The sequence below is a fragment of the Kluyvera sp. CHPC 1.2972 genome (assembly GCF_036759925.1).
GTDB lineage: Bacteria > Pseudomonadota > Gammaproteobacteria > Enterobacterales > Enterobacteriaceae > Kluyvera.
The window spans coordinates 98,853-111,802 of sequence record NZ_JAPKIB010000011.1; the positions used below are offsets into that span (position 1 = coordinate 98,853).

Consider the following 12,950-nt stretch of genomic DNA (forward strand, 5'->3'; position numbering starts at 1 on the left):
TCGCATCGCCGTTAATTCTGCTATTCCCATCATCGTCCCGGATATCTGTGAACCGCTGCCGATTTCCTGTCACGCATTTCTGGCATGATTCACATCCTCGTAAGTAACAGAATACAAATACATTTAAATCTGTGTCTCAGATCTAAAAAAAGGATGCCTCTGATGATCAAGTTTAGCGCAACGCTTCTGGCGACGTTGATTGCTGCCAGCGTAAATGCCGCAACGGTGGATCTCCGCATTATGGAAACCACTGATTTGCACAGCAATATGATGGATTTTGATTACTACAAAGATACCGCCACCGAGAAGTTCGGCCTGGTGCGCACCGCGAGCCTGATTAACGCTGCTCGCGATGAAGTAAAAAACAGCGTACTGGTCGATAACGGTGACGTTATCCAGGGCAGCCCGATGGGCGATTACATGGCGGCCAAAGGGCTGAAACAGGGCGATGTGCACCCGGTTTATAAGGCCATGAACCTGCTCGATTACAGCGTCGGTAACCTCGGCAACCACGAATTCAACTACGGTCTGGATTACCTGCATAAAGCGCTGGCAGGGGCTAAATTCCCGTACGTTAACGCCAATATCATCGACGTTAAGACCAAAAAACCGCTGTTTACACCCTATCGGATTAAAGAAACTGAGGTGGTCGATAAAGACGGTCACAAGCAGACGCTGAAGATTGGCTATATTGGCTTTGTGCCACCGCAGATCATGACCTGGGATAAGGCCAACCTGAGCGGCAAAGTGACGGTGAACGACATCACCGAAACCGCGCGTCAATACGTCCCCGAGATGCGCGCCAACGGCGCAGATGTGGTGGTGGTGATTGCCCACTCCGGCCTCTCCGCTGACCCGTATCAGGCGATGGCGGAGAACTCCGTCTATTACTTAAGCCAGGTGCCGGGCGTCGATGCCATTATGTTTGGCCACGCGCACGCGGTGTTCCCGAGCAAAGATTTCGCCAGCATCAAAGGGGCGGATATTGCCAAAGGCACGCTTAACGGCATTCCCGCGGTAATGCCGGGAATGTGGGGCGACCATCTGGGCGTGGTTGACCTGGTGCTGAACAACGACAGCGGCAAATGGCAGGTGACTTCCGCACAGGCCCAAGCGCGCCCGATTTACGATACGGCAGCGAAGAAATCGCTGGCGGCAGAAGACCATAAGCTGGTTGATGCGCTGAAGGCCGATCACGATGCCACCCGCGAGTTTGTCAGCAAGCCTATCGGCAAGTCTTCCGACAATATGTACAGCTACCTGTCGCTGGTGCAGGACGACCCGACCGTGCAGGTAGTGAACATGGCGCAGAAAGCCTACGTTGAGCACTTTATTCAGGGCGACCCGGATCTGGCAAAACTGCCGGTGCTTTCTGCTGCCGCGCCGTTCAAAGTCGGTGGACGTAAGAACGACCCGGCAAGCTACGTCGAAGTAGAAAAAGGCCAGCTCACCTTCCGTAATGCCGCCGACCTCTACCTCTACCCGAACACGCTGGTGGTGGTGAAAGCCAGCGGCAAAGAGGTGAAAGAGTGGCTGGAGTGCTCCGCCGGGCAGTTCAACCAGATTGACCCGCACAGCAGCAAGCCGCAGTCGCTGATTAACTGGGATGGTTTCCGCACCTATAACTTCGACGTTATCGATGGTGTCGATTACCAGGTCGATGTGACCCAACCGGCGCGCTATGACGGCGAATGCCAGAGCATCAACCCAACATCCGAGCGCATCAAGAACCTGACCTTTAACGGCAAGCCGATTGATCCGAACGCCACCTTCCTCGTCGCCACCAACAACTACCGCGCCTACGGCGGCAAGTTTGCGGGCACCGGCGACAGCCATATCGCTTTCGCTTCACCGGATGAAAACCGTTCGGTGCTGGCGGCGTGGATTAGCGAACAGTCGAAGAACAACGGGGAAATTCACCCGGCGGCAGACAACAACTGGCGACTGGCCCCGATTCACAGCGACACCAAACTGGATATCCGCTTTGAAACCTCTCCGTCAGAAAAAGCGGCGGCGTTTATCAAAGAGAAAGCACAGTATCCGATGAAGCAGGTGGCGACGGATGATATTGGGTTTGCGATTTATCAGTTGGATTTGAGTAAGTAAGTCCTGCGCACTTCCCGGCGTCGCTGCGCTCGGCCGGGCTACGATGGCATGTAGCCCGGCCGAGGCGTTTACGTTTACGCCGACGCCGGGATCTGCCGCGCCATCACCACCGGCAAATTCACCTCAATCCAGTCCGCTAGCGCGGCCACCTTCTCACTCACCTCTTCACCCAGCGGCGTCAGGCTATACTCAACGTGCGGTGGCACCACCGGATAGGAGATACGGTTGATAAAACCGTCCTGCTCCAGCGCCTGCAGCGACTGGGCGAGCATTTTTTCGCTGACCCCACCCATCTTGCGGCGCAGGTCGCTAAAGCGATGCGTGCCTTCACGCAGCGCCACCAGAATCAGCACGCCCCAACGGCTTGTCACGTGTTTGAGCACGTCCCGTGATGGGCAGCTTTCGGCAAACAGATTGCCGTTACGCAACTTTTGCGTCAGCGTTGGATTTATTTCTTTCATACTTACCTTTTTGTACGTACTTACTAAAAGTTAGTTATGGTGATAGCTTACCACAACACCATACGAACACGAAGGAGAAGACCCATGATCGCCATTACCGGAGCCACCGGCCAGCTTGGCCAGCACGTCATTGCTAACCTGCTCAACACCACTGCCGCCAGCCAGCTGGTTGCCGTTGTCCGCAACCCGGCGAAAGCCGAAGCGCTGAGCCAGAAAGGTATCGTCGTTCGTCAGGCCGACTACGGCGACGAAGCAGCGCTGATCAAAGCCCTTCAGGGCGTGGATAAGCTGCTGATTATCTCCTCCAGCGAAGTCGGCCAGCGCGCGCCGCAGCACCGTAATATTATCAATGCCGCCAAAGCGGCGGGCGTGAAGTTCATCGCCTACACCAGCCTGCTGCACGCCGATGCATCGCCGCTGGGCCTACACGTTGAACACGTCGAAACCGAGAAAATGCTGGCCGATTCCGGCATTCCTTACGCGCTGCTGCGTAACGGCTGGTATACCGAAAACTATCTGGCGAGCGCACCGCCTGCGCTGGAGCACGGCGTGTTTATCGGTGCTGCCGGTGAAGGCAAAATTGCCTCAGCAACCCGTGAAGACTACGCTGCTGCTGCCGCGCGTGTTATCGCTGAAGAAGGTCACGCCGGGAAGGTATACGAACTGGCAGGGGACCACGGCTGGACGCTGAGTGAACTGGCCGCCGAGCTGGCAAAACAGAGCGGTAAAAAAGTGGTGTATCAGAACCTGAGCCAGGCCGATTTCGCCGCCGCGCTCAAAAGCGTGGGCCTGCCTGCCGGGCTGGCCGATATGCTGGCGGACTCTGACGTTGGCGCCTCCAAAGGTGGCCTGTTCGACGACAGCCATACCCTGAGCAAACTGATTGGTCGCCCAACCACGCCGCTTGCGGAGAGCGTCAAAGGCATCCTGTAATCGTTAAAAATCGGTTAAATGTGGTAGCGCCCCCGCGGGCCATCTCTGATAATAAAAGAATGGTCCAGGGGGAAACATCACGTGCAAGGCGTACCAGAACAGTTCAGCGATGAGAAAGACAGCGCCCGCTTTCGCCATCTGGCGCAGGTGCCGGGCGTTGAGCTTTATCATGCCCATATCTCCCGCTACGCCTTTGAACCCCACACCCACGAAGCCTTTGGCATTGGCGTGATTGAAGCCGGTGCCGAGCGCTTTCGCTATCGCGGTACCCAACACGTTGCGCCAATTCACTCGGTGGTCACCATGAACCCGGACGAACTGCACACCGGCGAGGCGGAAACCGCCGACGGCTGGCGCTACCGGATGATTTACCTCCAGCCCGACCTGCTCGAAGAGGTCACCGGCGTTCGCCACTGGTGGTTTGATGATGTCACCCGCCACGACCCACAGCGCTCGCTGTTGATTGGTCGCCAGATCCACGCCCTCTGGCATACCGACGACCCGCTCGCGCAAAAAGGGCTGCTGCTGGATATGATCGACACCTTCCAGCCGCTGGCCTGTCATGCGCCGGTGCTGGCGGAAGGGGCGCATCGCTTTGCCCACGTGCGCGACTATCTCTACGACAACTACATGCACCCCATCACCCTCGACGAACTGGCGAACGTCGCGGCGCTGAGCCCGTGGCACTTCCAGCGTCAGTTCAAAGCCCATTTCCACGTCACGCCGCACCAGATGCTGATGGCCGTACGCTTATGGCGTGCCAAAGAGTTTCTCACCCACGGCATGCCCGCCGCTGAAGTCGCCGCCGCGACCGGGCTGACCGACCAGTCGCACCTCACCCGCGCCTTTACCCAGCGCTACGGTATCACCCCGGTGCGCTACCAAAAGCAGGTTGTCCGTCGCTAATCAGCAATCTCATACAATACGGCGTCCCTTTCCCCTCCTACACTTTTCAGCATGTTCAACAGAAGTGGAAATCATGATGATTAGCGGTGTGCTGTATGCCCTGTTAGCGGGTTTGATGTGGGGGCTGATTTTTGTCGGGCCGTTAATCGTGCCGGATTACCCGGCGGTGTTGCAGTCGATGGGGCGCTATCTGGCGCTGGGGCTGATTGCCCTGCCGCTGGCGTGGCTGGGTCGGGCGCGTCTGCGCCAGCTTACGCGTCAGGACTGGTGGACGGCGCTGGGGCTGACCATGGTCGGCAACCTTATCTATTACGTCTGCCTTGCCAGCGCGATTCAGCGCACCGGCGCGCCGGTTTCAACAATGATCATCGCCACGCTGCCGGTGGTTATCCCAATTTTCGCCAACCTGCTCTATAGCCAGCGCGACGGTAAGCTGTCGTGGATGCGGCTGATGCCCGCGCTGGTGCTGATTGGCATTGGGCTGCTGTGCGTGAATATCGCCGAGCTGCGTCAGGGGCTGCCGGACTTTAGCGGCTGGCGCTACGGCTCCGGGATTGCGCTGGCGAGCGTGTCGGTGGTGTGCTGGGCATGGTATGCCCTGCGTAACGCCCGCTGGCTACGGGAGAATCCGCACCAGCCGCCGCTGATGTGGGCCACCGCGCAGGCGCTGGTCACACTGCCGGTTTCCGTTATCGGATACGTCGCGGCCTGTCTGTGGCTGAACGCCCAGACGCCAGAGTTTTCGCTGCCTTTCGGCCCACGACCAACGGTGTTTATTGGGTTGATGATCGCCATCGCCGTGCTCTGTTCATGGGTGGGTGCATTGTGCTGGAATGTGGCGAGTCAACGACTGCCGACGGTGATCCTTGGGCCATTGATTGTCTTTGAAACACTGGCAGGGCTGCTGTACACCTTCCTGCTGCGCCAGGAAATGCCGCCGATGCTAACGCTGAGCGGGATTGCACTGCTGGTGATAGGCGTGGTGATTGCGGTGCGGTCAAAACCGCAGAAACCGGCGGTGGTGCCGGTCTCTGAGGTCTGAGGCTTAGAAGGTTTCCCAGTTCGCTTCGTTGAGCGGCGCGGCTTTCGCCGTTGGCACGAACGCTTTTTTCATCGGCGCTTTCTGCATGGACTGCTGGCGGGAGATTTTAAACACCGCCACCGTCTCATTCAGGCGCGCCGCCTGCTCTTCCAGCGCAGATGCCGCGCTGGCGGACTCTTCCACCAGCGAGGCGTTCTGCTGGGTGACGCGGTCCATCTCAGCGACGGCCTGACCCACCTGATCAATACCGCGGCTTTGCTCATCTGAGGCGGAAGCGATTTCGCCCATGATGTCGCTAACGCGGGTGACGGCGTTGACAATCTCCGCCATCGTTTCACCCGCTTCATGCACCAGCGCAGAACCGGCGCTGACGCGGTTCCCCGAGTCATCAATCAGCCCTTTAATCTCTTTCGCGGCCTGCGCGCTGCGCTGTGCCAGCGTACGCACTTCGCCAGCAACCACGGCAAAGCCGCGCCCCTGCTCTCCGGCTCGCGCCGCTTCTACCGCCGCGTTCAGCGCCAGAATGTTGGTCTGGAAGGCAATGCCATCAATGACGTTGGTGATCTGGGCGATTTTGCTGGAGCTGGCGGCAATCTCGTCCATCGTACGCACCACGCCGTCGACGACGTTACCGCCCTTCTGCGCGGTTTCAGACGCGTTCTGCGCCAGTTGGGTAGCCTGACGCGCGTTGTCGGCGTTCTGCTTCACCGTCGCGGTCAGCTGTTCCATGCTGGCCGCGGTCTGTTCCAGCGAGGCCGCCTGCTGCTCGGTACGGGAAGAGAGATCGTTACTGCCAGCAGAAATTTCACCTGCGCCGGTGTAGATAGTGTCAGCCCCTTCGCGAACCACGCCGACGGTCTTCGCCAGCGACTGCTGCATGTCATTGACGTTGCGCGCCAACAGCGCCATTTCGTTGCTGCCTTCGGTATTGATATCGTTGGTCAGGTCGCCTTCGGCAATGTGACGAATGTGGTCCATCACTTTATGCAGCGGCTTAAGCAGCACGCGCTGCATCGCCACCCAGCTCACCACAATCACCGCCAGTGCTACTGCCAGCATGACCCCAAGGCTCCACAAAATCTGCACGTAGTCGCTCTCATTTTGTTTCACCCCGGCGCTGGTCAATGCTGCCTGCGCTGCACGCCAGTCCTGGTAAACGGCCTGCATCGCCTGCTGTTTTTGCTCAGCGTTTTGCTTGAACATCTCATCCAGCTTGCCTTCCGCCAGCAGCTCATTCATACGCGCGAGCGTCGCGGAGTAGATGCCGTACTGTTTCTCGAGGCTGTCTGACAGATGGCCGTCTAACCCAGGGGTTTCCGGCAGCGCGTAATAGGTGTCGTAATGACGTTTCGCCTCAGCCAGCAGATTGTTGGCGGTCTCCACCAGCGTTTTCAGTTCGCCGCCGTTAACGCTGCTCGCCATCGTGCCCTGCAGACGCAGCATGCCGCGGTTTAGAGTGACGCGCGCCTGGTTGAGGCTAATCCACGCATCGGTAAACTCCGCCACGTTCTGGCTGGAGAGCTGTGAAACGGTAAAATTCTGCTTGTCGTTATTCAGCGCGCGTACAAACACGCCCGCCGAAATCAGCTGCATCGCGCCCAGCGCGACCAGTACGACAATCAGGACGGTAATCACTTTTATTCTTTTAAACATCTTTTGCCTTTAAGTGCAGGTGGTCTGAAGTCTCACTATCGGCAGCGCCACGCGCTTGTTTAATCGATTCAGGTCTTACCAGAACCATTCTTAATAAGATTCAGCACGTTAAAGCGTAATAATTTTTTGTGACAACTATCACTTATTTCCACTCCCTACAAAGGGGTATATCTTCGACTTAAAGATGCATTTAAAATACATCTTATATTATTGATGACGAGGTAACTGCTATGGCCTTTCGCGACCAACCATTAGGCGAGCTAGCGCTCTCCATCCCACGCGCATCCGCGCTGTTCCGTAAATACGATATGGATTACTGCTGCGGCGGTAAACAGACGCTGGCCCGTGCGGCGGACCGTAAAGAAGTCGACGTTGCCGTGATTGAAGCTGAGCTGGCGAAACTGGCCGAGCAGCCGGTTGAAAAAGACTGGCGCGTTGCGCCGCTTGCCGAAATCATCGACCACATCATCGTGCGTTACCACGACCGTCACCGCGAACAGCTGCCAGAGCTGATTCTGCAGGCCACCAAAGTCGAACGCGTACACGCCGACAAACCGAACGTGCCGAAAGGTCTGGCGAAATACCTGACCATGCTGCACCAGGAGCTCTCCAGCCACATGATGAAAGAGGAGCAGATTCTGTTCCCGATGATCAAACAAGGCATGGGCAGCCAGGCGATGGGGCCCATCAGCGTGATGGAAAGCGAGCATGACGAGGCAGGTGAACTGCTGGAAGTGATCAAGCACACCACTCAGAACGTCACCATTCCGCCGGAAGCCTGCACCACCTGGAAGGCGATGTATAACGGCATCAACGAGATGATCGACGATCTGATGGAGCACATCAGCCTCGAGAATAACGTGCTGTTCCCGCGCGCGCTCAAAGGCGAATAAGATGGCTAAGCGCCTCCCCTTGCGGGAGGCGTTTTCTATTACAGCAGCCCTTTCTGGCGGAAGGTTTCCCGCGTCGCCACGTTAAGATCCATACTGGCCAGCGCTTCGGGTTTCACCCAGGCGACCGCCTGAAACTCCTCGTTGAAAGTAATATCCCGGTTGGCGCTCACGCAGTCGAAGATGAGATAAATCATGTAGATCTGCTCGGTCGTTCCATCGGCGTAGGTTTTTACCCGCACGTCATCACGGAAGGTCCACGGCTTCACCTCGGTAATCTCTAGTGCGTCTCCCAGCTCTTCACCAATTTCGCGTCTCAGCGCTTCTTCCATGGTTTCACCAGGCTCCATTCCGCCGCCGGAAATCGCCCACTGTCCGGGAAAAACGCCGCGGTCATCGGCCATTTTGCACAGCAGGTATTCGCCCTCGTTTTGAATCACCGGGCAGACAATCGTTCTCTGACGCATTTCATCTCCATACGCTTTTCGTTTGTGGCGGGAAAAGTAGCACGTTAAGAAAGGGGGGGCTACGAGGTGGGGCTCAAAAACAAAGAAAGCGCCACGATGGGCGCTTTGTGTCGTTTCCCCCTCACCCCGGCCCTCTTCCCCTTGGGGAGAGGATTAGGGTGAGGGGGGGGAAATTCGCTTACTTAGCCAGCTTGTTCTTACGCAGGAACATCCAACCCAGCCCCAGCACGATGAACCAGATTGGCGTTACCATCAGCGCTTCGCGGGTGTCCGCTTCCAGGGTCAGCAGTACCAGAACGAAGGCGAAGAACGCCATGCAGACCCAGCACATCACTTTGCCCAAAGGCATTTTGTAGATGGATTTCTCATGCAGGTGCGGACGCTTCTTACGGTATACCAGGTAAGAGCACAGGATTATCGTCCAGACGAACATAAACAGAATCGCCGACACGGTGGTGATCATGGTGAAGGCCGCAATCACGCTTGGGTTCACCATCAACATCACCACGCCACCCAGCAGGCAGATACAGGAGAAGGTCAGCCCTTTTGCCGGTACCGCACGCTTAGAGAGCTTCGCGAACAGGCTTGGTGCTACGCCGTCCTGCGCCAGACCGAACAGCATACGGCTGGTTGAGAACACGCCGCTGTTAGCGGAAGACGTTGCCGAGGTCAGCACCACGAAGTTGATGATGCTCGCCGCCGCCGGCAGGCCGACCAGCATGAACAGCTCAACGAACGGGCTCTTGTTCGGAACGACCGAGCTCCACGGGGTCACGGACATAATCACGATCAGCGCGAACACGTAGAACATGATGATACGGATTGGAATGGAGTTAATCGCGCGTGGCAGAGATTTCTCCGGATCTTTGGTTTCCGCTGCGGTGGTACCGACCAGTTCAATCCCCACGAAGGCGAAGACCGCTATCTGGAAGCCCGCAAAGAAGCCGCTGATACCTTTCGGGAACCAACCACCGTCGTTCCACAGGTGAGCGAACGACGCTTCTACGCCGGTCGGCGATTTAAAGTGCATCAGCACCATCACCAGGCCAACGATAATCAGCGCCACGATGGCGACGATTTTGATCATCGCAAACCAGAATTCCATCTCACCGAACATCTTAACGGTAGCGAGGTTCAAGCTCAGCAGCAGGACCACTACCGCCAGCGAGGCCACCCAGTCAGAGAGGCCGGGGAACCAGAACTGCGCGTAGGCGGTGATGGCAACGACGTCCGCCATCCCGGTCACTACCCAGCAGAACCAGTAGGTCCAGCCGGTAAAATACCCGGCCCATGGGCCAAGCAGGTCAGCGGCAAAGTCGCTGAACGATTTGTACTCGAGGTTGGAGAGCAGCAGCTCACCCATCGCGCGCATCACGAAGAAAAGCATAAAACCGATGATCATATAAACGAAGATGATCGATGGCCCAGCGAGACTGATAGTTTTGCCCGATCCCATAAACAGCCCGGTACCGATGGCACCACCGATGGCAATAAGCTGAATATGTCGGTTTGTGAGGTTTCGCCGTAGCGATTGTTCAGCCGGCTCCTGCTCAGCGGCAGCAGCGACTTTGATCTGATCAACCATGTGATTTTCTTCCTGTTGTTTCTGTCTGTGTTGTGCGGGCTCTACTGGCCCTTTATGTCGTCATGCAAGACGATCCTATCTATAGGATGTCTCGATATTAGGTAAGAATCGGAGGGATGAATACTATGATTTAAATATAATGTTAATTTTATGTTTAAAGTGAGTGTTATATCACCTCACCTATGGGAAACAGCTCACAAAAATACACGCAATTGCTGTATTTGCAAGATTAAATCCCAACATATATCTAACTTCAGGAGTTTGTATCCCCTCCCCGGACGGAGAGAGGATAAGTGCGAGGATTACAGGATTTCCAGTAACTCGACTTCGAAGACCAGCGTGCTGAACGGAGGGATGGAAGCACCTGCGCCACGTTCGCCGTAGGCCAGGCTATGAGGAATAGTCAGTTCCCACTTAGAGCCAACCGGCATCAGGGTCAGTGCTTCAATCCAGCCCGCGATAACGCCGTTAACCGGGAATTCAGCCGGTTCGCCACGCGCGACGGAGCTGTCGAATACGGTGCCGTCAATCAGCTTACCGGTGTAGTGCACGCGAACGTGGTCGGTACGCGCTGGAATTGCGCCTTCGCCCTGGGTCAGAACGCGGAATTGCAGACCGGTTTCGGTGCTGTTTACGCCTTCTTTCTCACGGTTTTCTTCCAGATATTTCACGCCGTCTTCGGCCATCGCCGCAAAACGCTCACGACGCACGGCATCAGCACGTTCGTGGATTTCACGCAGCGCACGATGAACAACGTCTACCGGCACAGCAGGCTGCTTGCCTTCCAGCGCATCGGCGATACCGGCAACCAGTGCTTCCGGCAGTAAACCCTGCAAACCGGACTCGCTCAGCTGCTGCCCTACCTGCAGGCCGATACCGTAGCTTGCCTGTGCTTCAATAGTGTCAAAAGTCGGGGTGGCCATCGTCTTTCCTTTCTTCGGGTATAAAGTAGCGGGCAGCATAGCAGCCGCGCCGCACAGGGTAAAACTTTGTGTCAGGAAAGATGACAAATTACCGGGAAAAAGAAACAATACGCTTTGCCTATAGGATATGATGAAAGTGCGCTTTACCACGTTCATCAGGCAGTTAGCCATCTATACTGGATAGCATCGACACGGAGCAGGAGGAGAGCCATGCCCGGGAGACTTGAAGTAAAACCTTTGCTGGCGAAGATCTGGCACGCGCCGGACGATCTTCGTATCCTGGACCCGCTGCCGCCTGCTCATCGTCGCGGCGTGATCGTTGCTGCGCTGGCTATTATTGTAGGCTTCCTGCTGCCTTCTGCTGACGATAGCCCACCCGCGCAGGTCACTCGCTCCGCGCAGTTGGACTTCCAGTCGCAAACGCCGCAGCCAGATGCTCAACCGCTTCACGCCCAGCTGGTGACGCCCTCTAACGATCTCGATCAGGTCGCTCCTGTCGCGCCGGAACCGGTGCAGGAAGAGCAGCCGAGCGAACAGCAGGCCGCGCCGTCGCAAACTCAGCCGTATCAAGAGAGCCGCAACACCAATGAATGGCATACCTATCAGGTAGAGGCCGGGAAAACGCTAGCGCAGCTTTTCCGTGACAACAATCTGCCAGCAACAGACGTGTACGCCATGGCGCAGGTCGAAGGTTCAGGTAAACCGCTCAGCTCGTTGAAAAACGGCCAGAAGGTACAGATTCGCAAGAATGCTAACGGTGTGGTGACTGGGTTAACCATTGAATCCGACAACGGTCAGGTTCTGTTTACCCGCCAGCCGGATGGCAGCTTTATTCGCGCGCGTTAAGCATGCAAATTGCCGGATAGCGGCTTCGCCTTATCCGGCCTACTGCAACCGCGAGTGTAGGCCTGATAAGCGTAGCGCCATCAGGCATTACCGTTTCACCTTATTCACCCACCAAATCCCCGAACAGACCAGCACCAGCGCCAGTGCATATTTCCACTCGAGAATATTTTCACCGAGGAAAATCGCCGACAGCACCGAACCGGATACCGGGATCAGGAAGTTAAACGGCGCAATCATCCCCACGCGGTTGTACTTGAGCAGAATGCTCCACAGCGCGAAGGCCACCGACGAGAGCAGCGTCAGATAGCCCAGAATCGCCACCGATGAGAAACCGTGGAAAGTCAGTGTGCCGCCGCTCAAGTAGCCGCCGACCACCAGCGCCAGACCGCCCAACGCCAGCTGATAGCCCGTCATCACCGTCGGGTCGACCGTTTGGGAGATACGTTTCCCGTACAGCGACGCCGCCGACAGAATAAACGCCGCCAGCACCACCGAACCATCGCCCAGGCTAAAGTTGAAGTCCAGCAGCCCGCTATTGAAGTTCACCGCCATCACCCCGGCAAAGCCGAGAATACAGCCCAGCGTCTTGTTATAGCTCAGCCGGTCGTTCTGGTAGATAAAGTGCGCCAGCAGCACGCTAAAGAAGGTGCCGGTGGCGTTCATGATGGATCCTTTCACCCCGGTGGTGAAGGCAAGACCGATGTAGAAGAAGATGTACTGCAGCGATGTCTGCGTCAGCCCCAGCAGGGTCAACTGACCAAACTGTCGTGCGCTCAGCCGTGCCACCGGCTTGCGCTGTGCCATCGCCAGCAGAAGCAGTATCAGCCCGGCAAACAGGAAGCGGTAGCCTGCAAAGACGATTTTAGTCGGAATATCATCGGCGGCGATCTGAAACAGCTCATACCCGCTCTTAATCGCCGGGTAGGCGCTTCCCCACAGCAGACAGCAGAATGCGGCACAGAGATAAACGATGTTTTTACGGGAAAACAGAGGATGCTGGCGCAGAGTTTCCATTCTTTCACCAAAAATTAAAATATTGTTTTAATTTTTTGATTATCGCGAAAAGGACGAAAGATAGCCAGTCGAAAAGTGGTGGGACTAAAAAGCAAAACGCCGGCACAAGGCCGGCGGTTTGTTG

The 12,950-nt window shown here is 56.6% G+C and carries 12 protein-coding genes; 6 read left to right on the plus strand and 6 right to left on the minus strand.

All coding sequences use genetic code 11. The features are described 5' to 3' along the window. Positions 1–162: 162 nt before the first annotated feature. Positions 163–2,106, plus strand: a complete 1,944-nt coding sequence (locus tag V6944_RS16710; RefSeq protein ID WP_333499751.1) for a bifunctional 2',3'-cyclic-nucleotide 2'-phosphodiesterase/3'-nucleotidase — start codon at positions 163–165, stop codon at positions 2,104–2,106. 74 nt (positions 2,107–2,180) lie between these two features. Here the strand turns inward: V6944_RS16710 and V6944_RS16715 are convergent, their stop codons facing one another. Next, the gene (locus V6944_RS16715) at positions 2,181–2,567 is read right to left on the minus strand and encodes a winged helix-turn-helix transcriptional regulator (RefSeq protein ID WP_333499752.1); all 387 of its coding nucleotides are present in this window, start codon (positions 2,565–2,567) and stop codon (positions 2,181–2,183) included. Positions 2,568–2,651: 84 nt separating this feature from the next. On the opposite strand from V6944_RS16715, the gene V6944_RS16720 reads away from it, so the two are divergent. From V6944_RS16720 to V6944_RS16730, 3 genes are all read left to right on the plus strand, one after another. Next, positions 2,652–3,500: an SDR family oxidoreductase gene (locus tag V6944_RS16720; protein WP_333499753.1), complete on the plus strand. Its 849-nt coding sequence runs from the start codon at positions 2,652–2,654 to the stop codon at positions 3,498–3,500. An 81-nt stretch (positions 3,501–3,581) separates the two neighbouring features. Continuing rightward, positions 3,582–4,406 carry an AraC family transcriptional regulator gene (locus V6944_RS16725; RefSeq protein WP_220439634.1) on the plus strand — a complete coding sequence of 275 codons (825 nt, stop codon included), beginning with the start codon at positions 3,582–3,584 and terminating at the stop codon, positions 4,404–4,406. A 76-nt stretch (positions 4,407–4,482) separates the two neighbouring features. Further along, positions 4,483–5,448 carry a DMT family transporter gene (locus V6944_RS16730; RefSeq protein ID WP_333499786.1) on the plus strand — a complete coding sequence of 322 codons (966 nt, stop codon included), beginning with the start codon at positions 4,483–4,485 and terminating at the stop codon, positions 5,446–5,448. 3 nt (positions 5,449–5,451) lie between these two features. Here V6944_RS16730 and V6944_RS16735 read toward each other — a convergent pair whose 3' ends face one another. Further along, positions 5,452–7,101: a methyl-accepting chemotaxis protein gene (locus V6944_RS16735; RefSeq protein ID WP_333499754.1), complete on the minus strand. Its 1,650-nt coding sequence runs from the start codon at positions 7,099–7,101 to the stop codon at positions 5,452–5,454. A gap of 230 nt (positions 7,102–7,331) precedes the next feature. Here V6944_RS16735 and ytfE point away from each other — a divergent pair, with 230 nt between their 5' ends. Further along, positions 7,332–7,994: an iron-sulfur cluster repair protein YtfE gene (ytfE, locus tag V6944_RS16740; RefSeq protein WP_333499755.1), complete on the plus strand. Its 663-nt coding sequence runs from the start codon at positions 7,332–7,334 to the stop codon at positions 7,992–7,994. 38 nt (positions 7,995–8,032) lie between these two features. Here the strand turns inward: ytfE and nudI are convergent, their stop codons facing one another. The 3 genes from nudI to fklB form a co-directional block, all read right to left on the minus strand. Beyond that, a complete protein-coding gene (gene nudI, locus V6944_RS16745; RefSeq protein ID WP_333499756.1) occupies positions 8,033–8,458 on the minus strand; it encodes a nucleoside triphosphatase NudI in 426 nt (141 codons plus the stop codon). Positions 8,459–8,636: 178 nt separating this feature from the next. Continuing rightward, positions 8,637–10,043 (minus strand): D-serine/D-alanine/glycine transporter, encoded by a 1,407-nt coding sequence (gene cycA / locus V6944_RS16750; protein WP_333499757.1) that lies wholly within the window; start codon positions 10,041–10,043, stop codon positions 8,637–8,639. Positions 10,044–10,345: 302 nt separating this feature from the next. Next, the gene (gene fklB, locus V6944_RS16755) at positions 10,346–10,966 is read right to left on the minus strand and encodes an FKBP-type peptidyl-prolyl cis-trans isomerase (RefSeq protein ID WP_333499758.1); all 621 of its coding nucleotides are present in this window, start codon (positions 10,964–10,966) and stop codon (positions 10,346–10,348) included. A gap of 210 nt (positions 10,967–11,176) precedes the next feature. Here fklB and V6944_RS16760 point away from each other — a divergent pair, with 210 nt between their 5' ends. Beyond that, positions 11,177–11,812 carry an OapA family protein gene (locus tag V6944_RS16760; protein WP_333499759.1) on the plus strand — a complete coding sequence of 212 codons (636 nt, stop codon included), beginning with the start codon at positions 11,177–11,179 and terminating at the stop codon, positions 11,810–11,812. Positions 11,813–11,899: 87 nt separating this feature from the next. Here V6944_RS16760 and V6944_RS16765 read toward each other — a convergent pair whose 3' ends face one another. Continuing rightward, on the minus strand, positions 11,900–12,826 hold the full coding sequence (locus V6944_RS16765) for a DMT family transporter (protein WP_333499760.1): 927 nt from the start codon (positions 12,824–12,826) through the stop codon (positions 11,900–11,902). Positions 12,827–12,950 lie beyond the last annotated feature (124 nt).